Below are 25822 nucleotides of genomic sequence, written 5' to 3' on the forward strand. Positions count from 1 at the left end.
CGTCAGGAACGGGGACACCCCGCCTGACGATCAGTCATGATGCCCCCATGACCAAGCCACGGGGGCGTCGGAGAGGGCAGCCTCCTGACGAGTTACGGGCGTCGCGCGGGGCGCACCGGGCCGGGAACGGCCCGCCGAGGTCCCGTCCGGCGCCTCCCCCGCCGCCCCCCGTGCAGGCGCCCGCGCGAGCGGCGTATCCGGCCTACGCCCGCCCCTCCTCCCATCCCGCCCCGGGGCCCCGCAGGCAGCCGCGCCTGCCCAAGGGCACGGCGGACATGCGCCGGTACCTGGCGGTCGGGCTCGACGCCTATCTGTGCCTGCTGGCTGTCGGGCTGCTCGTGCGGTCCTGCCTGGCCTCCGGCGGGACGGGGCGCGCGATCGCCCTGCTGGTCGTCCAGCTGATCGTGTTGTCGTTCGCCAACCAGGTGCTGCTGACCATGGCCGTCCGGGCGAGCGCCGGAAAACTGATCATGGGCGTCCGGGTGATCCGGCTGCCCGACGCGGGCCGGCCGGGCTTCCGCAGGCTGGTGCTGCGCTGGCTGTACGGGCTCTTCTGGCTGCCGCTCCAGCCCTGGCGCCGGCTCCGCGGCCCGGCGGCGGCCGGCGGCGGCCCCGAGCGCCCCGCGGGACGCCCTGTGGAGCCGTACGAGGACCTCGCGGGGGTACGCCAGGTGCGACGCAGCGATCTGCGGTCCTACCGGGCGGCGGTGCGGGGGCGTACGGACTGATCCTGCCCCTCGCCTCGCCCTGCGCGGCCGGGACCGGCCCGGGCGATGAGCAGAGCCACGTCGTCGCGCTCTCCGCTGTGCCGCAGGGTGTGCAGAAGCAGGTCGCAGGTGGCGTCCAGCGAACGGTGGGGGTCGTCGAGAACGTCGAGGAGAGCGTTCAGGCGTGCGTCGATCGGCTGGTCGCGCGTCTCGACGAGGCCGTCGGTGTAGAGGACGAGCTGGTCTCCCCGCTCGAAATCGATGGAGGTGGATTCGAAGGAGACGCCGCAGCCTCCCAAGGGCGCGCCGGTGGGCAGGTCGAGCAGCTCGCGTCTGCCGTCCGGGCGCAGGAGGACGGGCGGCAGGTGCCCGGCAACGGACAGGTCGCATCGCTCGGTGCGGGGATCGAAGACGGCGTAGACGCAGGTCGCGATGGTGTCGAGGCCGTCCGTGATGTGGTCGAGGTGGTGCAGGACCCGGGCCGGGGGCAGATCGAGATCGGCCAGGGTTCTCGTGGCGGTGCGCAGCTGTCCCATGGTGGCGGCGGCTGTCACACCGCTGCCCATGACGTCGCCGACGACGAGGGCGGTCTTGTCGCCGGCCAGGGGAATGACGTCGAACCAGTCCCCGCCGATCTCGATCGTCGCCTGGGCGGGGCGGTAGCGGAAGGCGACCTCCAGCCCCGGCCGCTGTGCGGGCGGGTGGGGCAGCAGGCTGCGCTGGAGGGTGAGGGCGGTTTGGCGCTGTTCCTCCACGGCGTGATGCCGATCGGTGACATCGACGCTGGAGGTGGCGACCCCGAGGACTCTCCCGTCGGAGGATTCGAGCCGGTAGAACGAGATCGACCAGGCGTGGTCATGGTCCGGGTCGGCCGGCGTACGGCCCACGGTGTACTGGTCCACGATCGGTGTCCCGGTGGCCAGGACCTCGCGCATGGCACCTTCGAAGGCCGCGTCGAGGAAGGGCAGCACCTCACGGACGTGCCGGCCGACGTGCTCGGCGGCAGGCACACCGTTCATCCGTTCCTCCGCGGGGTTGACGGAGATGTACCGGAGGTCGGTGTCCAGCATGGCCAGCCCGATCGGTGCCTGGGACACCAGCTGGGCGGACAGGGCCAGGTTTCGCTCCACCCGCCGCAGCGTCGTCCGGTCGGTGGCAAGACCCAGGGCCCAGTATTCGCGCTGGTCGTCCTGCAGCCGCATGTTGCGGAACTCGACCACCCGCGTGCTGCCGTCCTTGCGCCGGACGGGAAAGACGCCCGCCCAGCTCTCGCCGTCGTCCATGACCTGGGAGAACAGCGCCAGCACCGTGTCGAGGTGTTCCTTGTCGATCAGCAGATGGCCCGCGTACTTGCCCAGGGCCTCCTCGGCGCTGTAGCCGAAAAGGATCTCGGCCTGGGGGCTCCAGAGGTCGATCCTGCCTTCGGCGTTCAGGAGGACAGCGGCCACGTTCAGCACATCCAGCAGACCACCGGGGTCCGACGGCGCCACGGCCGAAGAGCCGGGATCGCCCGGGAAACGCTCGGTGGCACCCATGGCCCAGGCTCCTCCCAGCCCCCCGTTCCGGCTGTCGTCCGCCGGTGCGGACCATGTGCCGACACCGGTCTCCCGGCTGCTCCATTGTCCCCCTCGCGACCTGGGTGGGCAGCCCAGGAGCGGGAGCCGCGGGCCGATCCTGGTCTCAGACCCCCTGCGCCGTACGGTCCCGCGCCGCCCGCATCGCCGCCGCCGTGGCCGGCGCGTCGTACTCCGGGCCGACGCCGGGAACGATCACCATGTCACCGGCCAGATGCCGGGTGCGCAGCGGCAGGATCTCCTGGTAGGCCGGGGACGCGTACCAGGCGCGGGCCTCCGCCACCCCGGGAAAGCCCACCATGACCACCGCGCCCGGCCAGGCCCCCTCCACCACCTCCACCTCGGCGCCGTGCACCAGGAAGCGGCCTCCGTAGGGCTCGAAGGTGGCCTGGACCCGCTCGATGTAGTTCAGCACCTCGTCCTCGACGGGGCCGTCGGCGGGGTGCAGGTGAACGATGGCGTACGCGGTCATGATCGGGCCCTCCGGAAGGATGGTCGGGGTGGCTCCCCTGGACACCCTCGATGCTGCCGGGCGGGGCGGAGACCGTCGATTACCTCGGAGGTCATGCGGAGGTCATGCGCGACGGGCCCGGCCGGGCCCGGACACGCCGAAGGCGGCGGTCCCGGGGTTTCCGGGGCCGCCGCCTTCGGGCGGGGACGGGGTGGTGCGGAGAAGGGGGACCGGCGGACCGGGAGGGGAGCCGGTGGGGTGGATCAGGCCTGGGAGCCGGCCGTCCACTCCGCCCAGCTCATGTTCCAGCCGTTGAGGCCGTTGTCCGGGGTGATCGTCTTGTCCGGGGAGTTCTTGACGATGACCACGTCGCCGACCATCGAGTTGTCGTAGAACCAGGCGCCGGGGGCGTTGGGGTCGTTCGCGCCCTTCACGTCGGCGAGGCCCACGCAGCCGTGGCTGGTGTTGGCGTTGCCGAAGATGCCCTTGCCCCAGTAGTTGCCGTGGATGAAGGTCCCCGACGTGGACAGGCGCATGGCGTGCGGCACGTCCTTGATGTCGTACTCGCCCTTGCCGTCGTCATCGGTGAAGCCGACGGTGGCGCCGTTCATCCGGGTCTCCTTGTGCTTCTCGGAGATCACCATCTGACCGTTGTACGTGGGGTTGTCGGGGGAGCCCGCGGAGATCGGGATCGTCTTGATCGTCTTGCCGTCGCGGGTGACCGTCATCTGCTTGGTCTTCGCGTCGACGGTGGAGACCTGGTTGCGGCCGATCTTGAAGGTGACGGTCTTCTGCTGGACGCCGAAGACGCCGTCCGCGCCCTCGACGCCGTCGAGCGCCAGCTTCAGGGTGACGGTGGAGCCGCCCTGCCAGTAGTCCTGCGGGCGGAAGTCCAGGCGCTGGCCGTTGAACCAGTGGCCCACGACCTCCTGGCCGCTGCTGGAGGTCACGGTGATGCCGTCCTGGACGGCCTTCTTGTCCGTGATCGCCTTGTTGAAGTTGATCGAGACGGGCATCCCGACGCCGACCGTGGAGCCGTCCTCGGGGGTGAAGTTCCCGATGAAGCTGTTGTCGGGCGAGACGGTGGTGAAGGAGCTGTTCTCGTGGGCCTCGCGGCCCTTCGAGTCGGCCGCCGTCGCGTCGATCTTGTACGTGGTGGAGCGCTCCAGCTGGTCCGTGGGCTTCCAGCTGGAGCCGTCGGCCGCCAGCGTGCCCTCGACCGGGGCGCCGTCCTGCGTCGTCATGACGACCTTGGTCAGCTTGCCCTTGGTGACGGTGACCTGGGCCGCGTTGTTGATGCTGGCGTTGGTGGCGCCGTTCTTCGGCTTGATCGCTATCTGCGCCTCGGAGGCGTCCGCGGCTGCCGCCTTGTCGACGTCCTGCTGCGAGGACTCCGAGGTGCCGGTGTTCGCCTTGCCACCCTTGTCGCCGTCGTCGGTACAGGCCGAAAGCACCAGCACGCCGCCGAGCAGTGCGGACACGGCCACGAGGCCCTTGCGCCGCTTGCTGTCCGTCATCACACGCTTCTCCATCGTTGCCGATTTCCCCAAAATCCCCGGACGGGACCGCCAGGCGGCATTCCCCGTCAATGTTCCAAGAACACCCGGAAAGGGCGGTCCGTTCCGCATCCTCGACAGATGTGGGGAACACCACTCATCGACGCCGCCCCGGCGGTCATGGTTCCCGTTGCAGGGCCCCGGTTTCCTCCGCCGCACGGCGCGGCCCCGGTCCGCAGCAGAGCGGGGCCGGGGCCGGTGTTCTCACACGTCACACCCGCTGCGCGGGGTCACCGTCCTCGCCGTCGTTCTTCCCATTGTGCGCGACCGTGTCGCCGTACCCCTCCTCGTCGTCCGCGTCCCGCGGCAGGAAGAGACCCTCCTCGCCGTCGTCCGCGTCGTCCCAGCCCTCCGCGTCGGGGTCGTACTCGATGGACTCGCTGCTCCAGGAGGCCTGCGCGAGCTCGACCCCCGGCACCTCGCTGACCAGGTCGAAGGGGTCGACCAGTGAAGCGAGGGCCTCTGCACCGTCTGCCCGGACCGTGGCCTCGGCATGCATCCGCTCCTCGGCGGACTCGCTCCCGCCGACGCCGGCGACGGGCTCCCCGTACTCGGCGGCGATCGATTCGAGGGCGGTACCGGTCAGGGCGTCGAGGTCGGTGACCTCCAGCACCATCTCGACCCGAAGTCGAACAAACCTGGATGTCTCATCTGTGCTCATGGCCGGAGCGTACGGCCCGGCGGGGCCACGACTTTCCACCGACCCGCTGCTTTGCTTAGCATCGGCCCACGGGGCTAACTCATGGTTGTCGCAAGGGGATCGAATCTGTGTCCGTCGCTCGTCGCACACTGCTGACCGCCACCGCCGCAGGCACACTGCTGGCCGCTCTCTGGTTCGTCCCGTCGGCCAACGCGACCGGTGAGAACGCCGAGCAGCAGGGCGGCCCGGCCGCCACATCCGACCGGACCGCCGGGAAGGCCGACGACGCCTCCGGGGCGCGCCTCGCCGACACCGGTCCGGGTCTGGACACCACCCCGTATCTCATCGGCGGTACCGCCCTGTTGGGCATCGGCGCGGGCTTCGTCACGTACTCGGTGCGCCACTCCGGGACGCGCTCGGCCTACTGACCCGGTACGCGCAGGCATACGAGGAGGGTCCCCGCACCCCCCGGCGCGGGGACCCTCCTCCGTACGCGTACGGGACCCGGATCAGGCCAGCGGCCCGGTGACCGGCTCCACGGCCGCTACCAGGCGTCCTTCCCGTACGAACGTGTCGGCGGCGGCCAGGTCCGGCGCGAGGAAGCGGTCCGGGCCCGGGCCCTCGGCTCCGGCGGCCCGCAGCGCGGCCACGGCGGCCTGCGAGGCGGGGGCGGGGACGAGGCCCTCGGCGGCGCGCAGTTCGACGGCGCGGGTCGCCGCGTACAGTTCGACGGCGACGATCCGGGCCAGGTTGTCCACGGCGGTACGGAGCTTGCGCGCGGCGGACCAGCCCATGGAGACGTGGTCCTCCTGCATCGCGGAGGACGGGATGGAGTCGGCGGACGCGGGGACCGCGAGCCGCTTCATCTCGCTGACCAGGGCGGCCTGGGTGTACTGCGCGATCATCAGGCCCGAGTCGACCCCGGCGTCGTCCGCGAGGAACGGCGGCAGGCCGTGCGAGCGGTTCTTGTCGAGCAGCCGGTCGGTGCGGCGTTCGCAGATGGAGCCGAGGTCGGCGGCGACGATCGCGAGGAAGTCCAGGACGTACGCGACGGGCGCCCCGTGGAAGTTGCCGTTGGACTCGACCCGGCCGTCGGGGAGCACCACCGGGTTGTCGACGGAGGAGGCCAGTTCGCGGCCCGCGACGACGGCCGCGTAGTCGAGGGTGTCGCGGCCCGCGCCGTTGACCTGGGGGGCGCAGCGTACGGAGTAGGCGTCCTGGACCCGGGGCGCGTCGTCCTGGTGATGGCCCGTCAGGCCCGAACCGGCCAGCACCCGCAGCATGTTGTCCGCGCTGACGCCCTGACCGGGGTGCGGGCGGATGGCGTGCAGCTCAGGGGCGAGGACCTTGTCCGTGCCGAGCAGCGCCTCCAGGGAGAGGGCGGCGGTGATGTCGGCGGAGGTGTAGAGGTTCTTCAGGTCGGCGAGGGCCATGACCAGCATGCCGAGCATGCCGTCGGTGCCGTTGAGGAGGGCGAGGCCCTCCTTCTCGGCCAGCTCCACCGGGGCGATGCCGTGGGCGGCGAGCAGTTCGCCGGCCGGGCGGACCGTGCCGTCGGGGCCCTCCGCGTCGCCCTCGCCCATCAGGGTGAGCGCGCAGTGCGAGAGGGGCGCGAGGTCGCCGGAGCAGCCGAGCGAGCCGTACTCGTGGACGACGGGCGTGATGCCCGCGTTCAGCAGGTCCGCCATGGTCTGCGCGACCTCGGGGCGTACGCCGGTGTGGCCGGAGGCGACCGTCTTGAGCCGGAGGAACATCAGCGCGCGGACGACCTCGCGCTCGACGCGCGGGCCCATGCCGGCCGCGTGCGAGCGGACGATGTTGCGCTGGAGCTGGGCCCTCAGCTCGTGGCTGATGTGACGGCTGGCGAGGGCGCCGAAGCCGGTGGAGACGCCGTAGACCGGCTCGGGCTTGGCGGCGAGCGCGTCCACGATGAGACGGGCGGCGGCGAGCGCGTCCACGGCGGCGGCGGAGAGCTCGACCCGGGCGCCGTGGCGGGCCACGGCGACGACGTCCTCGGCGGTGGTTCCGGACGTCCCCACCACGACAGTGTGCATATCCATATTCAGCAGCGTACGGACTGAAACCCTCCATGTCACTAGTGCTGCCGTACAGGGCCCCTTACGGCACCGGCGGGCTCACGGCCGGTTGCCGCGCAGCCTGCGCCGGTCGTGCGGGGACTTCGGCGGGGAGTCCGCGAGCCGGATGACCTCGCCGTCCCGCCCGGCCACCACAGGCCCCTTGGAGCGGGCGGCCTTGGCCCGGTACTGGGCGGCGTCCGCGAGCCGGAACAGCCGCCGCGCCGAGCGCACAGGACCGATCGGGTCACCGGTCGACGCGACCCCGCAGGCGACCCCGTCGCCCAGCTCGATCACCGCCGCCCGGTCGCAGAGCTCGGTGGCGACCCCGACCACCGCGTCGGCCGGCGGGCCCGCCGCGAGCAGGCAGAACTCATCGCCGCCGAGCCGGGCGGCCAGCGCTTCCGGCAGCATCGCCCCGCACAGCGAAAGCACCGAGCCGAAACGTTCCAGCAGACGGTCGCCGACGGCGTGGCCGTGGGTGTCGTTCACCGCCTTGAGGCCGTTCAGGTCGCAGACGACGAGGCTCACGACCGTGTCGTCGACCCGGTGCCGCTCGACGGCCTCGTCGAGCTGGATGTCGACCGCGCGGCGGTTGGCGAGGCCGGTCAGCGGGTCGGTGAAGGCCAGCTTGCGGACCTCCTCCAGGCGTTCGGTCTGGGCGATCCCGGAGGCCACGACGGCGGCGAGCACGGTCGCGAAGTCGGCGTCGGCCCGGTCGAAGACGGGCTGCCCGGCCGGCCGCGCCACATACAGCTCGCCCCACGCCCGGCCGTGCAGCACGATCGGCGCGACCACGCAGCAGCCCCGGCCGCGCCGCCGCAGCGCGGCGACCCGCTGGTGGCAGTACGGGCGGGCGCCGCGCGCCGGACCGCCGGCTCCGGCCAGCCCGTCGGCGGTCTCCACCCAGGCGTCGGGTTCGCCGCCGCCGGCCCAGCGCTCGTGCAGGAACTCGGTGATCTCCGGGAACTCATGGACCGGGTAGGCCTCCTCCTCGGGGAACTCCTCCTCCCCCTCGGCCCGTTGCCCCGCGTTCACCAGCACCCGCAGCCTGCCCCGGTCCCGCTCCCACACGGAGAGCGCGGCGAAGCTCCCGCTCAACGCCTCGCAGGCGCCCAGCGCCGCCGCCCGCCACGATTCGCGCGGCGTGTAGGCCGCGGCCATGGTCTGCGCCAGCGAAACCACGGCCCGGAGCCGTTCGTCGTCACCACCCATTTCTACAGCCTATGTAGATTTGTCCCCTTTTGATCAGTTTGGTGCGTAACTAATTTCAACTATTTCCGACCGGTGCGTCACCCTGCGTCACGCACGCGCGTCGTCACTCGCCGGGCCAGTCCGGGCGCCGCTTCTCGTTGAACGCGGCCACGCCCTCCGCCCGGTCGCCGGAGAAGGCCACCGACCGCCAGGCCGCGTCCTCGACCTCCAGGCCCGCCCGGAGATCGAGCCCCTGTCCCAGCCGGAGCGCCTTCTTGGCCGCCCGCAGCCCGACCGGCGAGTTGGCGGCGATCCGGGCGCCCAGCGCGAGGGCCTCCTCGCGGTCCCGGCCCGCCTCGACCAGCTCGTCCACCAGCCCCAGTTCGCGCGCCTCGGCGGCCTCGACGCGGCGGGCGCTGAACACCAGCTCGGCGGCGCGGGCCGCACCCACCCGGCGCGGCAGCAACTGCGTACCGCCGCCGCCCGGGATGACGCCCACGGACACCTCGGGCAGCCCGACCACGGCGGTGGCGTCGGCGACGATCACATCGCAGGCGAGGGCGAGTTCGAAGCCGCCGCCGAGGGCGAAGCCGTGCACGGCGGCGATCACCGGCATCGGCAGCTCCAGGACCCCGGTGTAGGCGGCGCGAGCGGTGGGCCGCTGGCGGACGAGGTCGGCGTCGGAGAAGGAGTTGCGCTCCTTCAGGTCCGCGCCCACGCAGAAGGCCCGCTCATGGCTGGAGGTCAGGACGGTGGCCCGGACGTCCCGGTCGGCGCCGAGCGCGTCGCAGGCGGCGGCGATCGAGCGGGCCATGTCGGTGGAGACGGCGTTCATGGCCTTGGGGCGGTCGAGGACCAGCTCGGCGACATGGTCCTGCCCCTCGTGCCGCCGTACGACGACGAACTCCCCGAACCGCTGCTCGGACGTGACGGTCATGGCTGCACCCCTGTCGGTCGACTGCGCCCGTTAACGAGCGTTACCCGGCAGGAATCCTATGCAGGACCACCGGACCGCCGACAGGGCGAAGCCGTAACGGCTCAGGAGCCGGTCTTACCGCGCCGGGCCAGCAGCCACGGCTCCACCACGCCGAGCCCGCGCACCGGGCGCTGCCACATCGGCTGGAGCCCGAAGCGGTACGTCGGCAGCGGCGGCTCGTCGTCGGGCTCGCGGCCCTCCTTCTCGGCGAGCCGGGCCCGCTCGGCGGCGGCCGCGACGGCCTCGGCGGCCTGCGCCTCGGACTCCGGGGCGTCGCCGTGGCGGACGAGCTCCTTGGCGAACGCCCCGTCGACCAGGACGGCGTCCTTCGGAGCTATCGAGGTGAGCCGGCTGGCGAGGTTCACCGTGGTGCCGAAGACATCGCCCATCCGGGTGGTGACCGTGCCGAAGGCGATGCCGACGCGCAGGGCGGGCATCGTCTCGTCCTGGGACATCGCCTCGATCAGCCGGAGCGCTATCTCGGCGGCCGTGCCCGCGTCGTCGGCGGCGAACAGGACCTCGTCGCCGAGGGTCTTGATGAGCCGGCCGCCGTGCGCGGCGACCAGGTCGGCCGCGGTCGTCTCGAAGGACTCGACCAGCTCGCCGAGCTCCTCCTCCTCCAGGCGCCGGGTCAGCCGGGTGAAGCCGACGAGGTCCGCGAAGCCGACCGCGAGCCGCCGGTCGACCATCTCCTCGTCGTCCGCCGCCTGCACGACCCGGCCGGTGGCGGCGGCCAGCTGGCGCCGCCACACGTAGACGAGGAACTCCTGGAGCTCCGGGAGCAACAGCTCGACCAGCGGATAGGTGACCTCGGTGCGGGTCATGCCGGGCTCGGGCGGCTCGGTCAGGCCCTCCAGGAACGAGTCGATCTGCCATTCGGCCAGCCGGGCGGTGGTCTGCCCGGTGGAGCGGGCGACCTGGATCGCCATCGGCTCGCTGAGCAGCCCCGCCTCGACGAGACCGGCGAGCCGCCGCAGGGCGAGCACGTCGGCCTCGGTGAGCGCCTTGGCCTGGCCGATGTCGGCGAAGCCCATGGCCCGCCAGAACCGGGAGGCCAGATCCATCGAGACCCCGGCGGTCCGGGCCGCCTGGAAGGGCGTGTAGCGCCGGTCGGCGCCCAGGATCAGCGCTTCGAGGCGGATGGCGAGGGGGTCGTCGGTCGGTTCCACCGTGTGGTCGACCTCGTGGTGGGGTGTGGCGTGGACCGAGGAGTCCGCCCCGGGCTCCTCACCCGCGCCGGACGACGTGTCGCCGACGGTCACCAGCCGCCTCCTGCCCGTTCCCTGCGCACTGCCTGCCGATCTGTCGCTGATCGCCCCAACAGTGATCTGTCGCTGGATCGCCTCAACAATACGGCAGGTGTGCTCTGGCTCACGTCCTTGGTCGCCCGTTCTGGGTGCGTCGCGCGTGACAACTGCGGGGGAAGCGCTCTCACGTCCGTACGCCGTCGGGGCGGCGGCCACCTGGGGTCCGTACGCCGTCGGAGGGGGCGGCCACCTCGGGTCCGTACGCCGTCGAGGGCCGAGGGCCGCCTCAGGTCAGGCCGCCCGCCGCGCCGCGCAGGTGGACGATGTCCCCGGCCGACACCGGCTGCTGGAGCCCGTCCTCGGTGGAGAGGACCAGCCGGCCGTCCCCGTCGATCGCGACCGCCTCGCCGACCAGGGACGCACCCCCCGGCAGTTCGGCCCGCACCCTCCGGTCGAGCGTCGCGCAGCCCGCCGCGTAGGCGGCCTGGAGCCCGCTCGCGGCCGCGTCGCCGTCGGCCGCCTTCCATGCGCCGTACCAGTGCTCCACCGAGCGCAGGACGGCCCGCAGCAGGGTCTCCCGGTCGGTGGAGACCGCCCCGGCGAGGGCGAGGGAGCCCGCGGTGGGGGCGGGCAGTTCCTCGGCGCGCAGGGAGACGTTGATGCCGAGGCCGACGACGATGCCGTCGCCGGCGAACTCCCCGAGGATGCCGCCGGTCTTGCGCTCCTCGCCCTCCACCGAGACGAGAAGGTCGTTGGGCCACTTCAGCGACATGTCGACACCGGCCGACTTGGCGAGCCCGGTCGCGGCGGCGACCCCGGCCAGCAGCGGCACCCACCCCCACCGCTCCACCGGGATGTCGCCCGGCTCCAGGTAGACCGAGAAGAAGAGACCGGAGCGGGGCGGTGCGGTCCAGCTCCGCTCCAGCCGCCCGCGCCCCGCGGTCTGCTCCTCGGCGACCAGCACCGTGCCCTCGGCCGCCGCCCCGGCGCGGGCCCGCTCGGCGAGGTCGGTGTTGGTGGACCCGGTGGACTCCACGACCTCCAGCGACGTCCACAGCGCGTCCGGCCGCAGCAGCCCGCGGCGCAGCGCGGTGGCGTTGAGAGGGGGCCGGTCGAGGTCCGACCAGCGGTTGTGTGACGCATCCGGTGGTGTCATGCAACCCAGCCTAGGTGTGGCAAAGGACGCACTGCCTTTCCGGAGGCGCGCCGATACCCTACGAGGCAGTAACCGCAGAGTTACGAACAGAGCGCCAGAGCAGAGCCCGTACACAGCACCAGCGCGGATCCCGGAATCCGCGTGACGAGTCAGTAGCCGCAGAGCCGGACGGACGACCGCCCGTCCCCCCGTGACCACCATCCGGTCGCCGTCCCCGTGACCAGGCAGGGAGCCTCCCCCGATGTCCGAGCCGCAAAGCGACATCCACACCACCGCCGGCAAGCTCGCGGACCTGACGCGCCGCATCGACGAAGCGACGCACGCCGGGTCGGCCCGCGCGGTCGAGAAGCAGCACGCCAAGGGCAAGCTGACGGCCCGTGAGCGGGTCGAGCTGCTCCTGGACGAGGGCTCCTTCGTGGAGCTCGACGAGTTCGCCCGGCACCGTTCCACCAACTTCGGCATCGAGAAGAACCGCCCGTACGGGGACGGGGTCGTCACCGGTTACGGCACGGTCGACGGCCGCCCGGTCTGCGTCTACTCGCAGGACTTCACGATCTTCGGCGGCTCGCTCGGCGAGGTCTACGGCGAGAAGATCGTCAAGGTCATGGACTTCGCGCTGAAGACCGGCTGCCCGGTCATCGGCATCAACGACGGCGGCGGCGCGCGCATCCAGGAAGGCGTCGTGGCCCTCGGTCTCTTCGCCGAGATCTTCCGCCGCAACGTGCACGCCTCCGGCGTGATCCCGCAGATCTCGCTGATCGTCGGCCCCTGCGCGGGCGGTGCGGTCTACTCCCCCGCGATCACCGACTTCACGGTGATGGTCGACCAGACCTCGCACATGTTCATCACCGGGCCCGACGTCATCAAGACGGTCACCGGTGAGGACGTCGGCTTCGAGGAGCTGGGCGGCGCCCGTACGCACAACACCACCTCCGGGGTGGCGCACCACATGGCGGGCGACGAGAAGGACGCCATCGAATACGTCAAGTCCCTGCTGTCGTACCTGCCGTCGAACAACCTCTCCGAGGCCCCGGCCTTCCCGGAGGAGGCGGACCTCGCCACCACGGACGAGGACCGCGAGCTGGACACGCTGATCCCGGACTCGGCGAACCAGCCGTACGACATGCACACCGCGATCGAGCACGTCCTGGACGACGCCGAATTCCTGGAGACCCAGGCCCTGTTCGCGCCGAACATCATCACCGGCTTCGGCCGGGTCGAGGGCCACCCGGTCGGGATCGTCGCCAACCAGCCGATGCAGTTCGCCGGTTGCCTGGACATCAACGCGAGCGAGAAGGCGGCCCGCTTCGTCCGCACCTGCGACGCGTTCAACGTCCCCGTCATCACCTTCGTGGACGTGCCGGGCTTCCTGCCGGGCGTGGACCAGGAGTACGGCGGCATCATCCGGCGCGGCGCGAAGCTGATCTACGCCTACGCGGAGGCGACGGTCCCGCTGATCACCGTCATCACCCGCAAGGCCTTCGGCGGCGCGTACGACGTGATGGGCTCCAAGCACCTGGGGGCCGACCTCAACCTCGCCTGGCCGACCGCGCAGGTCGCCGTCATGGGCGCGCAGGGCGCGGTGAACATCCTGCACCGCCGGACCATCGCCGCCGCCGAGGACCCGGACGCGACCCGCGCCGAGCTGATGGCGGACTACGAGGACGCGCTGCTCAACCCGTACGTGGCGGCCGAGCGCGGTTACGTCGACGCGGTGATCATGCCGTCCGACACCCGGGCCCACGTCGTCAAGGGCCTGCGTCAACTCCGTACGAAGCGGGAATCCCTTCCCCCGAAGAAGCACGGCAACATCCCGCTGTAGCCGTCGGCCCACCCGCTCACCCGTTCACAGAGAGGTCTGCCCATGATCAAGGTCGTACGGGGCAACCCCACCCCGGAGGAGCTGGCCGCCGCCGTGGCGGTGGTCCAGGCGCGTGCCGCCGCCGCGTCCGCCGTGTCGTCCGGCGCCCCGCTGCCGCCCGAGCAGTGGTCCGACCCCGGCCGTATCGCCCGCACCGGCCGCCCGCAGCCGGGGCCCCGGGCCTGGGCCCGGACGTACTGGCCGGCCTGAGCCGGAACCGGGCGTCGCCGCCTCTTGAGTACCCGTACTCAGGCGCGGCGGCGCCCGGGGCAGCAGGATCGGAACCATGCTGTGGTCCGATCCCGAGAACAAGCCGCCGAAGGAACTGCGCGACGCCCAGGCGATGATGCGCAGAGCCGGCGTGCTGCTGGCGCTGGCGATGCTGGTGGCGATGTTCGTGCTCGGCATCCGCTGATCCGGCGCCCTGGGATCCCCGCCCCCGGCATCCGCTGCCGTGGGGCCCGGTGGCCCTTCTACGATGGCGTGCATGACTGATCAGCGCCGTCTTGTGCTCGCCTCCGCCTCTCCCGCCCGTCTCGGTCTGCTGCGCCAGGCCGGTTTCGCCCCCGAGGTGATCGTCAGCGGGGTGGACGAGGACGCGCTGAGCGCCCCGACCCCCGCCGAGCTGGCGCTCGTCCTGGCCCGGGCCAAGGCGGCGGCGGTCGCGGAGCGTCCCGAGGCTGCGGGTGCCCTGGTCATCGGCTGCGACTCGGTGCTGGAGCTGGACGGCGAGGCGCTCGGCAAGCCCGCCGACGCCGAGGAGGCCACCGCCCGCTGGAAGGCGATGCGCGGCCGGGCGGGCGTCCTGCAGACCGGGCACAGCGTGATCGACACCGCCTCCGGCCGTACGGCGTCGGCGACGGCGTCCACGGTCGTACGGTTCGGCGAGCCGAGCGACGCCGAGGTCGCCGCCTACGTGGCGACGGGCGAGCCGCTGCACGTGGCGGGGGCGTTCACGCTGGACGGCAGGTCGGCCCCGTTCGTCGACTCGATCGAGGGCGACCACGGCAATGTCATCGGCCTCTCGCTGCCGCTGCTGCGCCGGCTGCTGGGCGAGCTGGACGTGTCGGTCACGGAGCTGTGGGCGTGAGCTCGGGGCGCTGGGCCTGAGGCCGGGTCTCGGGCCCGTACGACAGCAGGGTGAGCACCAGCAGGGCCAGCACGACCATCATGAACGCGAAGGCGGCCCAGCCCACCAGGCCCACGGTGACCGCGCCGAGGACGCCGTGCACGACCGCGCAGCCGATCAGGACGATCCGTCCGACGCGGCCGGGGGCGCGGTCGCGTATCCCGGTGATCAGGGCTGTCAGCCCGCACAGGACGAGCAGCAGCCCGGAAACGCCGCCCATCACCCAGGTCCCGGCGGACATGGCGTCCGGGTCCAGGCCGGCGAGCGACATGTTCTGGTTTTCGGCGACCGTGGCCAGGACGGCGTTGATGAGCACGATGCCCACCGCCTCCCCGAACAGCACGAGCGCGGTCACGATCGCCACCGGTCTGCGCATCAGCGTCCCACCCCTGTTACCTCTGGTACGTGCGTAGCGCGGACGCTACTCGCGGGTATTCCTCCGGACAAGGGGTCGGACGGGCCCGGGCGCCGGGCAAAGAATCCACCGACCGTTCGTAGGGAGTCCACAAAGAAACGCCGTACGGACTTGACTGCCATGACAGAGACCTGGACCACACCGGCTGGTTACTGTGCGGTTGAGGATCCCGGCGTACCGTGGTGCCACAAGGGATTTCACTACTGGGGCAAGCCTCGGATCACACTCCGTGTGGGCAAGCTCACCATTGGGGACAGGTCGTACGGCCGTGTCGGTAGTCCCTAAACTCAGCTTGTTTCGAGGAGGGAGTCATCGTGCGCAAGGTGCTCATCGCCAACCGTGGCGAAATCGCTGTCCGCGTTGCTCGGGCGTGCCGGGACGCGGGGATCGCGAGTGTCGCGGTCTACGCCGAGCCGGACCGGGACGCGTTGCATGTCCGGGCCGCTGACGAGGCGTTCGCCCTGGGCGGTGACACCCCGGCCGCCAGCTATCTGGACATGGCCAAGGTGCTGCAGGCCGCCACGGACTCCGGGGCGGACGCGATCCACCCGGGGTACGGATTCCTGTCGGAGAACGCGGAGTTCGCCCAGGCCGTCCTGGACGCCGGGCTGACCTGGATCGGCCCGCCGCCGGCCGCCATCCGCGACCTCGGCGACAAGGTCGCCGCCCGGCACATCGCGCAGCGCGCGGGCGCCCCGCTCGTGGCGGGCACCCCGGACCCGGTCTCCGGCTCCGACGAGGTCGTCGCGTTCGCCGAGCAGAACGGCCTCCCGATCGCGATCAAGGCTGCCTTCGGCGGTGGCGGGCGCGGCCTGAAGGTGGCCCGCACGCTGGAGGAGATCCCGGAGCTGTACGACTCCGCGGTCCGCGAGGCCGTCGCGGCGTTCGGCCGGGGCGAATGCTTCGTCGAGCGCTACCTCGACAAGCCGCGCCACGTGGAGACCCAGTGCCTGGCCGACCAGCACGGCAACGTGGTCGTCGTCTCCACCCGTGACTGCTCGCTGCAGCGCCGCCACCAGAAGCTGGTGGAGGAGGCCCCGGCCCCGTTCCTGACCCAGGCGCAGAACGACGAGCTGTACGCGGCGTCCAAGGCGATCCTGAAGGAAGCCGGCTACGTCGGCGCGGGCACGGTCGAGTTCCTCGTCGGCGTCGACGGCACGATCTCCTTCCTGGAGGTCAACACCCGCCTCCAGGTCGAGCACCCGGTCACCGAAGAGGTCACCGGCATCGACCTCGTACGCGAGATGTTCCGCATCGCCGACGGCGAGGAGCTCGGCTACGGCGACCCGGCGGTGCGCGGCCACTCCTTCGAGTTCCGGATCAACGGCGAGGACCCGGGCCGCAACTTCCTCCCCGCCCCCGGCACGGTGACGCTGTTCGCCCCGCCGACCGGCCCCGGTGTCCGCCTGGACGCGGGCGTCGAGTCCGGCTCGGTCATCGGCCCGGCGTGGGACTCGCTCCTGGCCAAGCTGGTCATCACCGGCGCCACCCGCGAGCAGGCGCTCCAGCGGGCCGCCCGCGCGCTGGCGGAGTTCCAGGTCGAGGGCATGGCCACGGCGATCCCGTTCCACCGGGCCGTCGTCACCGACCCCGCCTTCACCGCGGACCCCTTCACCGTGCACACCCGGTGGATCGAGACCGAGTTCGTCAACGAGATCAAGCCCTTCGCCGCGCCCGCCGACGCGGACGCGGAGGACGAGGCCGGTCGCGAGACCGTCGTCGTCGAGGTCGGCGGCAAGCGCCTGGAGGTCTCGCTGCCGTCCTCGCTGGGCATGAGCCTGGCGCGTACGGGCCTCGCGGCCGGCGCCAAGCCGAAGCGCCGCGCGGCCAAGAAGGCCGGCTCCGCCGCCTCCGGCGACTCCCTCGCCTCGCCCATGCAGGGCACCATCGTCAAGATCGCGGTGGAGGAGGGCCAGGAGGTCAAGGAGGGCGACCTCGTCGTCGTCCTGGAGGCCATGAAGATGGAGCAGCCGCTGAACGCGCACCGCTCCGGCACCATCAAGGGCCTCACCGCCGAGGTCGGTGCCTCCATCTCCTCCGGCGCCCTGATCTGCGAGATCAAGGACTGACCGCCCGCACGCTCCGAAGGGGCCCGGTCCACGTCGTGAAGACGGGGACCGGGCCCCTTCGTCGCAGTGGCATCCTGGAACCCACGAAGGTCCCGAGGACCGAGGGAGGGGCGAAAGCCATGGCAGGGGCGATCCCGATGGACGCGAGCACGGCACAGCCGCAGGCCCGGCCGATGCGCGCGGACGCGCGCCGGAACCACGACCGGCTGGTGGGCGAGGCGCGCAGGTCCTTCGCCGAGCACGGTACGGACGCCTCGCTGGAGGACATCGCCCGGCGGGCGGGCGTGGGCATCGGCACCCTCTACCGGCACTTCCCGAACCGGGACGCCCTGATGAACGCGGTCTTCCAGGACGCCCTGTGCTCACTCCTGGACCGCTCCCGGGAACTGGCGGCGGCGGAGGCCCCGTGCCGGGCGCTGGTGGACTGGCTGGGCGCGATCATCACTCATGCGGGTGAGTACCGCGGCCTGGCCCACTCCCTGATGTCCGCCTCGCGCGACGAGACGTCGGCCCTGGTGCAGTGCCATCTGCCGCTCCGGGAAGCGGGCGCGGGGCTGCTGCGGCGGGCCCAGGAGAGCGGGTCCGTACGGGACGACGTCTCCATCGACGACCTGCTCCAGCTGACGAACGCGATCGCGCTGGCGGCCGAACAGTCGCCGGACGATCCGGAGTTGGCGGACCGGCTGCTGCGACTGACGCTGCGCGGGCTGAAGTAACCGTGCCTTCCGGGGCTCCGCCCCGGACCCCGCTCCTCAATCGCCGGAGGGGCTGAAATGCGAACGCCGGAGCGGGGGTTCGGGGGCAGCGCCCCCGAACCGCCCCTACCGCCGCCGCAGATCCGCCACGCGCGCTCCCCGCTCAGCCGGCACGTCCGCCAGGGCGGAGGCGCTGCGCAATTGCGGCCCGAGGCCGCCGTTCTGCGTGCGCCGCTGGCCGGGCAGGGGCATGTCCCTCCGGGGCCGGCTCCCCGGAGGGGGAGCGTCCCCGCCCGGCGCGTCCGCGTCCGGACCGGTCACCGTGACCTCCACGCCCTGGTCGGCCAGGGACTGGAGCTCGGCGGCGGCCCGCTCGTCGTGGAGCGGGGGCTCGTCGGTCACCAGGCGGGTGATCAGTTCGGTGGGCACCGTCTGGAACATGGTGTCCGAGCCGAGCTTGGTGTGGTCCGCCAGGACGACCACCTCCGCGGCGGCGTGCACGAGAGCGCGGTCGACGCTGGCCGAGAGCATGTTGGAGGTGGACAGGCCACGCTCCGCCGTGAGGCCGCTCCCGGAGAGGAAGGCCCGGGAGACCCGCAGCCCCTGGAGGGACTGCTCGGCCCCGCTGCCCACCAGCGCGTAGTTGCTCCCGCGCAGGGTGCCGCCGGTCATGACGACTTCGACCCGGTTGGCATGGGCCAACGCCTGCGCCACCAGCAGGGAGTTGGTGACGACGGTCAGACCGGGGACCCGCGCGAGCCGGCGGGCCAGCTCCTGCGTGGTCGTTCCGGCGCCGACCACGATGGCCTCGCCCTCGCCGACGAGGCCGGCGGCCAGGTCGGCGATCGCGGTCTTCTCCGCGGTGGAGAGATGGGATTTCTGCGGAAAGCCGGACTCCCGCGTAAAACCGCCCGGCAAGACCGCACCGCCGTGCCGGCGGTCGAGGAGTCCTTCTGCCTCCAGTGCCCGCACGTCCCGCCGTACGGTCACTTCGGAGGTCTGGACGACGCGGGCGAGCTCACGGAGCGATACCGCCCCGTTGGCGCGCACCATTTCGAGGATCAATTGACGACGTTCTGCAGCGAACACGAAACTGACAGTAACCTGGCCGCCGGTGAGTTTTCAGCAGTTTGCGCCGAATAACAGAAGTTGTACTTCAAAGGGGCCTCCAAGTGGTATAGGAGGCCCCTTCGTTGTTCGGGGTTGATCGCGAAGCGGTCACGGCACCGCCCGACCTGCAGGCGTCTGGCGGGATTTGCCCGGCTTTCCGGGCCCTCAGCCCTCGCCGGTGAGCTTGCGGGTGTGCAACTGCCGGGCCACTTCGGCGATCGATCCGGACAGGGACGGGTACACGGTGAAAGCGTTTGCGATCTGCTCCACCGTCAGGTTGTTGTCGACCGCGATCGAGATCGGGTGGATCAGCTCGCTGGCACGCGGCGCGACCACGCAGCCACCGACCACGATGCCCGTACCGGGACGGCAGAAGATCTTGACGAAGCCGTCGCGGATGCCCTGCATCTTCGCGCGCGGGTTGCGCAGCAGCGGCAGCTTGACGACCCGGGCCTCGATCTTGCCCGCGTCGACGTCGGCCTGGCTGTAGCCGACGGTGGCGATCTCCGGGTCGGTGAAGACGTTGGCGGAGACGGCCTTGAGGTTCAGCGGGGCGACCGCGTCACCGAGGAAGTGGTACATCGCGATCCGGCCCTGCATCGCGGCGACCGAGGCCAGCGCGAAGATGCCGGTGACGTCACCGGCCGCGTAGACGCCGGGGGCACTCGTACGCGAGACCCGGTCGGTGAGGATGTGCCCGGACTCCTTGAGCCGTACGCCGGCCTCCTCCAGGCCCATGTTCGCGGTGTTCGGGATCGCGCCGACCGCCATCAGGCAGTGCGATCCGGTGATGACCCGGCCGTCGGCGAGCGTCACCTCGACCCGGTCGCCGACCCGCTTGGCGGACTGGGCGCGGGAGCGGGCCATGACGTTCATCCCGCGGCGGCGGAAGACGTCCTCCAGGACGGCGGCGGCGTCCGGGTCCTCGCCCGGCAGCACCCGGTCACGGGAGGAGACGAGGGTGACGCGGGAGCCGAGCGCCTGGTACGCCCCGGCGAACTCGGCGCCGGTGACACCGGATCCGACGACGATGAGCTCCTCGGGCAGCTCGTCGAGGTCGTAGACCTGGGTCCAGTTCAGGATGCGTTCGCCGTCGGGCTGCGCGTCCGGGATCTCCCGGGGGTGACCGCCGGTCGCGATCAGCACCGCGTCGGCGGTCAGCCGCTCCTCGGTGCCGTCGGCGGCGGTGACGACGACCTGCCGGGAGCCGTCGGCGGCCTGGAGCCCGTCGAGCCGGCCCCGGCCGCGCATCACGCGGGCGCCGGCCCGGGTCACGGAGGCGGTGATGTCGTGGGACTGCGCGAGCGCGAGGCGCTTGACCCGGCGGTTGACCTTGCCGAGGTCCACGCCGACGACCCGGGCGGCCTGCTCGTGGTGCGGGGTGTCGTCGGCGACGATGATGCCCAGTTCCTCGTACGAGGAGTCGAAGGTGGTCATCACCTCGGCCGTCGCGATCAGGGTCTTCGAGGGCACGCAGTCGGTGAGGACCGAGGCCCCGCCGAGACCGTCGCAGTCGACGACGGTCACCTCCGCGCCGAGCTGGGCGCCCACCAGGGCCGCCTCGTAGCCGCCGGGGCCGCCGCCGATGATCACGATCCGGGTCACGAAAAGTCCGCCTCGCGTTGTGTAACCCGCGGCCGCCTGCCGCCCCGGCCGGGGGTCCGGGGGATCGCCCCGGGGGAATGCAGTACGTACTCCATTGTCCCGCACGCGCCAAGGTGCTTCGCCCCGGGGCCCTCCATACGGGAACGAGCCCCCGGGACGGGGCGCCACGCCCACCCCTGGCTCCCCCCACCGCTCCACCCCTCACGCCCCGCCCCCGCTCCCCCGACCGGGGCCTTCGTCACAGGAACCGCCGCTCCCGCCGCCACCTCCCGTACCCTCGGACCCATGTCGCTCTACGCCGCGTACGCCGGCAACCTCGACGCGCGGCTGATGACCCGCCGCGCCCCGCATTCCCCGATGCGCAGCACCGGCTGGCTCAACGGCTGGCGGCTGACCTTCGGCGGGGAGCAGATGGGCTGGGAGGGGGCGCTGGCCACCGTGGTGGAGGCGCCACGCTCCCAGGTCTTCGTCGCGCTGTACGACCTGGCGCCCATGGACGAGGACTCCATGGACCGCTGGGAGGGTGTCGGCCTCGACATCTACCGCCGGATGCGCATCCGGGTGCACACCCTGGACGGCGAGGAGCCGGCCTGGATCTATGTGCTCAACGGGTACGAGGGCGGGCTGCCCTCGGCGCGCTATCTGGGCGAGATCGCCGACGCGGCCGAGTCCGCGGGCGCCCCGCACGACTATGTGATGGAACTGCGCAAGCGCCCCTGCTGACCAGGGCGGACGACGCCCCGCCCGGCCCCTCTTCGTACAAAAGCACGAACGCCTCGTGCGCGTCTTTGCGCCAGTGCATCTACGCGCGTAGGGATTCAGCGGTTACGCTCGTCGGCGTGAACGCATCTGTTATTCCGGACAACATCCAGGGCGACCCGCAGGCAGCCGCCGCCGGGGCCGCCGCCCGCCTGCGCGAGCTGACCGGCGCCGAGACCCATGACGTCGCCCTGGTCATGGGCTCCGGCTGGGCGCCCGCGGGCGAAGCACTCGGCGTCCCGGAGGCCGAGTTCCCCGTGACCGAGCTGCCCGGCTTCCCGGCGCCCGCCGTCGAGGGCCACGGCGGCACGGTCCGCTCGTACAAGATCGGCGAGAAGCGTGCCCTGGTCTTCCTCGGCCGCACGCACTTCTACGAGGGCCGGGGCGTCGCCGCCGTCGCCCACGGGGTCCGTACGGCAGTGGCCGCGGGCTGCAAGACCGTCGTCCTGACGAACGGCTGCGGCGGTCTGCGCGAGGGCATGCGCCCGGGCCAGCCGGTCCTGATCAGCGACCACATCAACCTGACGGCCGCCTCCCCGATCATCGGCGCCAACTTCGTCGACCTGACCGACCTGTACTCCCCGCGGCTGCGCGCGCTGTGCAAGGAGATCGACGACACCCTCGAAGAGGGCGTGTACGTCCAGTTCCCCGGCCCGCACTACGAGACCCCGGCCGAGATCAACATGGTCCGGGTCATGGGCGGCGACCTGGTCGGCATGTCCACGGTCCTGGAGGCCATCGCGGCCCGCGAGGCGGGCGCCGAGGTGCTCGGCCTCTCCCTGGTGACCAACCTGGCGGCGGGCCTGTCCGGAGAACCCCTCAACCACGAGGAGGTCCTCCAGGCCGGCCGCGACTCGGCGACCCGGATGGGCGCGCTGCTGGCCAGGGTGCTGGAGCGCATCTAGGGCCGAGCCCGGCTTTCCGGGCCGCCTTTGCCGCCTCTCCGGCGTTTGAGGAGCGGGCCGTTCCAGTCGGCCTGGCACCTCCCGCACCTCCCGCCCTCCCGCGGGAGGACCCGGCCGCTTCCGCCCCTCCCCGCACGGGAGGACCGGGCCCATATCCAGCCCCTCCGGCGTTCGAGGAGCGGGGTCCGGGGCGGAGCCCCGGCGTCCACCCACCCGCACCGCCCCACCACCACCCCGCACACCCCCGAAAGGCGGCCCCCGTGCAGCACGACCTCATCGCGCAGGCCAGGACCTGGCTGGCCGAGGACCCCGACCCCGAGACCCGCGACGAGCTCGCCGCCCTCATCGATGCGGGCGACACCGACGAGCTCGCCGCCCGTTTCGCCGGCACGCTCCAGTTCGGCACCGCCGGACTGCGCGGCGAGCTCGGGGCCGGCCCGATGCGGATGAACCGGTCCGTGGTGATCCGGGCGGCGGCGGGCCTCGCCGCCTACCTGAAGGCCCAGGGGCAGGAGGGCGGGCTCGTCGTCATCGGCTACGACGCCCGCTACAAGTCGGCGGACTTCGCGCGCGACACCGCCGCCGTGATGACCGGCGCCGGACTCCGCGCCGCCGTGCTGCCCCGCCCGCTCCCCACCCCCGTACTGGCGTACGCCATAAGGCACCTGGGCGCCGTCGCCGGCGTCGAGGTCACCGCCAGCCACAACCCGCCCCGCGACAACGGCTACAAGGTCTACCTCGGCGACGGCTCGCAGATCGTGCCTCCCGCCGACGGCGAGATCGCGGCCGCCATCGCCGCGGTCGGCCCGCTGGCGGGCGTCGTACGCCCCGAGGACGGCTGGGAGACCCTCGGCGACGAGGTCCTGGACGCCTACCTCGCCCGTACGGACGCGGTCCTGGGCGCCGACAGCCCCCGTACCGCGCGCACGGTCTACACAGCGATGCACGGCGTCGGCACCTCCGTGCTGACGGCGGCGTTCGCCCGCGCCGGGTTCCCGGAGCCGGTCCTCGTCACCGAGCAGGCCGAGCCCGACCCCGCGTTCCCCACCGTCGCCTTCCCCAACCCGGAAGAGCCCGGCGCGATGGATCTCGCGTTCGCCACCGCACGCCGGGCGGCCCCGGACCTGATCATCGCCAACGACCCGGACGCGGACCGTTGCGCCGTCGCCGTGCCCGACACCTCCGTCGAGGGCGGCTGGCGGATGCTGCGCGGCGACGAGGTGGGCGCGCTGCTCGCCGCACACCTGGTGGAGCGGGGCGCCACCGGCGTCTTCGCCGAGTCGATCGTGTCGTCGTCGCTGCTCGGCCGGATCGCCGAGAAGGCGGGCCTCGGGTACGAGGAGACGCTGACGGGCTTCAAGTGGATCGCCCGGGTGGACGGCCTGCGGTACGGCTACGAGGAGGCGCTCGGCTACTGCGTCGACCCCGAGGGCGTCCGCGACAAGGACGGCATCACCGCCGCCCTGCTCGTCGCCGAGCTCGCCTCCGTACTCAAGGAGCAGGGCCGTACGCTGCTGGACCTGCTGGACGACCTGGCGCTCGCGCACGGCCTGCACGCCACCGACCAGCTCTCGGTGCGGGTGGAGGACCTGTCGGTCATCGCGGACGCCATGGCCCGGCTCCGCGAGCAGCCCCCGACCGCCCTGGCCGGCCTCGCGGTCACCTCGGCCGAGGACCTGTCGCGAGGCACGGACCGGCTGCCGCCCACCGACGGGCTGCGCTACCAGCTGGAGGGGGCCCGGGTGATCGTCCGCCCGAGCGGCACCGAACCGAAGCTGAAGTGCTACCTGGAGGTCGTCGTCCCGGTGGCGGACGCGGCCGGGCTGCCCGCCGCGCGGGCCCGGGGAGCCGAACTGCTCGCCGGGATCAAGCGGGACCTGGCGACGGCGGCAGGCATCTGACGGACCACTTCCCCACACGCCGAAGGGCCGGCACCCACCCGGGTACCGGCCCTTCGGCGTTCCATCGCGTCGGCCTCAGCCCACCGCCACCAGCACCACCAGCACGACGGCCCCCGCGACGGCCGGGGCGATCACCTCGTACGCCCAGCGCACCGAGCCCCGGTCCGCGCCCTCCGGGGTCGTGTCACCGGCCCGCTCGGCGATGTCCCGCAGATCGCGGACGGTCTGGTCGGCCGAGCCCGTGCGCCCGGCGGAGTCGCGGACGTCGGCGCTGACCGACGTACGGCCGTAGGGGTCGTCGTGCGCCGCCCGGGCCGCGCTGCGCGCCGCGCGCTTGCGGGCGCGCAGGGAGACGGGGATCGCCCACAGCTGGTACTTCGTGCCGTCCTGGGCGAGCAGCTCGGAGGAGTACGAGGCCCGCACGTCGGCGACTTCGGTCCAGGGCAGCAGGATCGTCCGGAACGGGTTGCGGACCCGGATGCGCTCGTCGTTCGCGAAGACGGCGGGCCGCAGGGTGAACGCCACGACCAGCGGCACCACGAGGAGCAGCGCGGCCAGCGCGAGCCACGGCGTCCGCCCCTCGCCCCGGATCATGGCGTCCCCGGCCATCCAGGCGATCAGCAGGAGCAGCAGCGACCCGCAGACCAGCGCGGCCACGGAACGGTAGGTCCGGTCGGCGTGGGGCGGCTCTGCGGGAGGTGTGGGGCTCGTCATGGGGCCGATTCTGCCCGATGGGCGTCCGGCCCGGCGGAGCGCCCGCCCGCGCTCGCGCCCCCGGGCAGGAACGCACGGATCGCCCGGCCCCCTGTACAGGTCGCTACGCGCGTAGATATGCTCACCTGGTGACCATGCCCACCACTGCTCCCGCATTTGCCGACGCGACGGCGTCCGACAGTGCACTGCGCCGCTTCCTCTTCGGGTTGCCCGGCGTCGACGCCGTCGGCCTCGAAGCGCGCGCCGCCTCCCTCGGAACCCGTTCGATCAAGACGACGGCCAAGGCGTACGCCATCGATCTCGCCATCTCGATGATCGACCTGACGACGCTGGAAGGCGCGGACACCCCGGGCAAGGTCCGGGCTCTCGCCGCCAAGGCCGTCAACCCCGACCCGACCGACCGCACGACCCCGCGCACCGCGGCCGTCTGCGTCTACCCCGACATGGCCTCCACCGCCGCCGCCGCGCTGGCCGGTTCCGGGGTGAAGGTGGCGTCCGTGGCGACCGCCTTCCCGGCGGGCCGTGCCGCGCTGGACGTCAAGCTCGCGGACGTCCGCGACGCCGTGGCGGCCGGGGCCGACGAGATCGACATGGTGATCGACCGGGGGGCGTTCCTCTCCGGCCGGTTCCTGAAGGTGTACGAGGAGATCCTCGCCGTGAAGGCGGAGTGCGGCCCCGCCCGCCTCAAGGTGATCTTCGAGACCGGCGAGCTGTCCACGTACGACAACATCCGCCGGGCCTCCTGGATCGGGATGCTGGCGGGCGCGGACTTCATCAAGACCTCGACCGGCAAGGTGGCCACCAACGCCACCCCCGCGAACACCCTCCTCATGCTGGAGGCGGTGCGCGACTTCCGGGCGGCCACCGGCGTGCAGATCGGTGTGAAGCCGGCCGGCGGCATCCGCACGACCAAGGACGCGGTGAAGTTCCTGGTCCTGGTGAACGAGACCGCGGGCGAGGACTGGCTGGACCCGCACTGGTTCCGGTTCGGCGCGTCCAGCCTGCTCAACGACCTGCTGATGCAGCGCCAGAAGCTCAGCACCGGCCGTTACTCCGGCCCCGATTACGTGACGGTGGACTGAT

At 72.3% G+C, this 25822-nt stretch carries 25 protein-coding genes; 12 read left to right on the top strand and 13 right to left on the bottom strand.

The window, feature by feature from the left end; translation table 11 throughout:
* The first annotated feature begins 275 nt into the window (after positions 1 to 275).
* Entirely contained in the window at positions 276 to 728 is a 453-nt protein-coding gene (locus tag IE134_RS00930; protein ID WP_030711045.1) for an RDD family protein, read from the top strand.
* Here IE134_RS00930 and IE134_RS00935 read toward each other — a convergent pair.
* The 4 genes from IE134_RS00935 to IE134_RS00950 form a co-directional block, all read right to left on the bottom strand.
* Positions 695 to 2242, bottom strand: a complete 1548-nt coding sequence (locus tag IE134_RS00935; protein ID WP_126930861.1) for a SpoIIE family protein phosphatase — start codon at positions 2240 to 2242, stop codon at positions 695 to 697. The two genes, IE134_RS00930 and IE134_RS00935, sit on opposite strands and share 34 nt — an antisense overlap.
* Before the next feature lie 145 nt (positions 2243 to 2387).
* Positions 2388 to 2753 carry a DUF1330 domain-containing protein gene (locus IE134_RS00940; protein ID WP_097882503.1) on the bottom strand — a complete coding sequence of 122 codons (366 nt, stop codon included), beginning with the start codon at positions 2751 to 2753 and terminating at the stop codon, positions 2388 to 2390.
* 242 nt (positions 2754 to 2995) lie between these two features.
* Positions 2996 to 4264 (bottom strand): L,D-transpeptidase, encoded by a 1269-nt coding sequence (locus IE134_RS00945; RefSeq protein ID WP_030711040.1) that lies wholly within the window; start codon positions 4262 to 4264, stop codon positions 2996 to 2998.
* Positions 4265 to 4499: 235 nt separating this feature from the next.
* The gene (locus IE134_RS00950; protein ID WP_229823266.1) at positions 4500 to 4949 is read right to left on the bottom strand and encodes a hypothetical protein; all 450 of its coding nucleotides are present in this window, start codon (positions 4947 to 4949) and stop codon (positions 4500 to 4502) included.
* A 107-nt stretch (positions 4950 to 5056) separates the two neighbouring features.
* On the opposite strand from IE134_RS00950, the gene IE134_RS00955 reads away from it, so the two are divergent.
* Complete coding sequence (locus tag IE134_RS00955) at positions 5057 to 5356, top strand: hypothetical protein (protein ID WP_098018291.1); 300 nt, start codon at positions 5057 to 5059, stop codon at positions 5354 to 5356.
* Between the two features lie 81 nt (positions 5357 to 5437).
* Here the strand turns inward: IE134_RS00955 and hutH are convergent, their stop codons facing one another.
* The 5 genes from hutH to IE134_RS00980 all read right to left on the bottom strand — a co-directional run bounded on the left by hutH (position 5438) and on the right by IE134_RS00980 (position 11576).
* Positions 5438 to 6988, bottom strand: coding sequence for a histidine ammonia-lyase (hutH, locus tag IE134_RS00960; protein WP_030711034.1), 1551 nt, complete (start codon positions 6986 to 6988; stop codon positions 5438 to 5440).
* Between the two features lie 75 nt (positions 6989 to 7063).
* Positions 7064 to 8218, bottom strand: a complete 1155-nt coding sequence (locus IE134_RS00965; RefSeq protein WP_030711032.1) for a GGDEF domain-containing protein — start codon at positions 8216 to 8218, stop codon at positions 7064 to 7066.
* A gap of 103 nt (positions 8219 to 8321) precedes the next feature.
* Positions 8322 to 9134 carry an enoyl-CoA hydratase/isomerase family protein gene (locus tag IE134_RS00970; protein WP_010058513.1) on the bottom strand — a complete coding sequence of 271 codons (813 nt, stop codon included), beginning with the start codon at positions 9132 to 9134 and terminating at the stop codon, positions 8322 to 8324.
* A gap of 101 nt (positions 9135 to 9235) precedes the next feature.
* Positions 9236 to 10435, bottom strand: a complete 1200-nt coding sequence (locus IE134_RS00975; RefSeq protein ID WP_006127111.1) for an adenylate/guanylate cyclase domain-containing protein — start codon at positions 10433 to 10435, stop codon at positions 9236 to 9238.
* Positions 10436 to 10706: 271 nt separating this feature from the next.
* On the bottom strand, positions 10707 to 11576 hold the full coding sequence (locus IE134_RS00980; protein ID WP_030711030.1) for a biotin--[acetyl-CoA-carboxylase] ligase: 870 nt from the start codon (positions 11574 to 11576) through the stop codon (positions 10707 to 10709).
* 241 nt (positions 11577 to 11817) lie between these two features.
* Here IE134_RS00980 and IE134_RS00985 point away from each other — a divergent pair, with 241 nt between their 5' ends.
* From IE134_RS00985 to IE134_RS00995, 4 genes are all read left to right on the top strand, one after another.
* Positions 11818 to 13398, top strand: coding sequence for an acyl-CoA carboxylase subunit beta (locus tag IE134_RS00985; RefSeq protein ID WP_030711028.1), 1581 nt, complete (start codon positions 11818 to 11820; stop codon positions 13396 to 13398).
* A 42-nt stretch (positions 13399 to 13440) separates the two neighbouring features.
* Positions 13441 to 13647, top strand: coding sequence for an acyl-CoA carboxylase epsilon subunit (locus IE134_RS00990; RefSeq protein WP_010058521.1), 207 nt, complete (start codon positions 13441 to 13443; stop codon positions 13645 to 13647).
* Positions 13648 to 13723: 76 nt separating this feature from the next.
* The gene (gene mmpB, locus IE134_RS34410) at positions 13724 to 13852 is read left to right on the top strand and encodes a morphogenic membrane protein MmpB (protein WP_098018286.1); all 129 of its coding nucleotides are present in this window, start codon (positions 13724 to 13726) and stop codon (positions 13850 to 13852) included.
* Positions 13853 to 13915: 63 nt separating this feature from the next.
* On the top strand, positions 13916 to 14527 hold the full coding sequence (locus tag IE134_RS00995; RefSeq protein ID WP_098018283.1) for a nucleoside triphosphate pyrophosphatase: 612 nt from the start codon (positions 13916 to 13918) through the stop codon (positions 14525 to 14527).
* On the opposite strand, the gene IE134_RS01000 is transcribed toward IE134_RS00995, so the two are convergent.
* Entirely contained in the window at positions 14508 to 14942 is a 435-nt protein-coding gene (locus IE134_RS01000) for a hypothetical protein (protein ID WP_098018281.1), read from the bottom strand. The genes IE134_RS00995 and IE134_RS01000 overlap by 20 nt on opposite strands.
* A gap of 353 nt (positions 14943 to 15295) precedes the next feature.
* On the opposite strand from IE134_RS01000, the gene IE134_RS01005 reads away from it, so the two are divergent.
* Positions 15296 to 17050 carry an acetyl/propionyl/methylcrotonyl-CoA carboxylase subunit alpha gene (locus IE134_RS01005; RefSeq protein WP_098018279.1) on the top strand — a complete coding sequence of 585 codons (1755 nt, stop codon included), beginning with the start codon at positions 15296 to 15298 and terminating at the stop codon, positions 17048 to 17050.
* A 173-nt stretch (positions 17051 to 17223) separates the two neighbouring features.
* Positions 17224 to 17766: a TetR/AcrR family transcriptional regulator gene (locus IE134_RS01010; protein WP_441349757.1), complete on the top strand. Its 543-nt coding sequence runs from the start codon at positions 17224 to 17226 to the stop codon at positions 17764 to 17766.
* Between the two features lie 105 nt (positions 17767 to 17871).
* Here IE134_RS01010 and IE134_RS01015 read toward each other — a convergent pair whose 3' ends face one another.
* Both IE134_RS01015 and IE134_RS01020 read right to left on the bottom strand, forming a co-directional pair.
* The gene (locus tag IE134_RS01015) at positions 17872 to 18834 is read right to left on the bottom strand and encodes a DeoR/GlpR family DNA-binding transcription regulator (RefSeq protein ID WP_078614366.1); all 963 of its coding nucleotides are present in this window, start codon (positions 18832 to 18834) and stop codon (positions 17872 to 17874) included.
* A 186-nt stretch (positions 18835 to 19020) separates the two neighbouring features.
* Complete coding sequence (locus tag IE134_RS01020; protein ID WP_030711016.1) at positions 19021 to 20460, bottom strand: NAD(P)H-quinone dehydrogenase; 1440 nt, start codon at positions 20458 to 20460, stop codon at positions 19021 to 19023.
* A 285-nt stretch (positions 20461 to 20745) separates the two neighbouring features.
* Between IE134_RS01020 and IE134_RS01025 the strand changes: the two genes are divergently transcribed.
* The 3 genes from IE134_RS01025 to IE134_RS01035 all read left to right on the top strand — a co-directional run bounded on the left by IE134_RS01025 (position 20746) and on the right by IE134_RS01035 (position 24025).
* Positions 20746 to 21183: a gamma-glutamylcyclotransferase family protein gene (locus IE134_RS01025; RefSeq protein ID WP_006127099.1), complete on the top strand. Its 438-nt coding sequence runs from the start codon at positions 20746 to 20748 to the stop codon at positions 21181 to 21183.
* A gap of 116 nt (positions 21184 to 21299) precedes the next feature.
* Positions 21300 to 22124 carry a purine-nucleoside phosphorylase gene (locus tag IE134_RS01030; RefSeq protein WP_010058533.1) on the top strand — a complete coding sequence of 275 codons (825 nt, stop codon included), beginning with the start codon at positions 21300 to 21302 and terminating at the stop codon, positions 22122 to 22124.
* A 260-nt stretch (positions 22125 to 22384) separates the two neighbouring features.
* Entirely contained in the window at positions 22385 to 24025 is a 1641-nt protein-coding gene (locus IE134_RS01035) for a phospho-sugar mutase (RefSeq protein ID WP_030711013.1), read from the top strand.
* A gap of 75 nt (positions 24026 to 24100) precedes the next feature.
* Here IE134_RS01035 and IE134_RS01040 read toward each other — a convergent pair whose 3' ends face one another.
* A complete protein-coding gene (locus tag IE134_RS01040) occupies positions 24101 to 24739 on the bottom strand; it encodes a PH domain-containing protein (protein ID WP_030711011.1) in 639 nt (212 codons plus the stop codon).
* A gap of 134 nt (positions 24740 to 24873) precedes the next feature.
* On the opposite strand from IE134_RS01040, the gene deoC reads away from it, so the two are divergent.
* Positions 24874 to 25821, top strand: coding sequence for a deoxyribose-phosphate aldolase (deoC, locus tag IE134_RS01045; RefSeq protein WP_006127095.1), 948 nt, complete (start codon positions 24874 to 24876; stop codon positions 25819 to 25821).
* Position 25822: the final 1 nt, after the last annotated feature.

It is taken from the genome of Streptomyces rubiginosohelvolus, from assembly GCF_014649875.1.
GTDB classification, from domain to species: Bacteria; Actinomycetota; Actinomycetes; order Streptomycetales; family Streptomycetaceae; genus Streptomyces; species Streptomyces rubiginosohelvolus.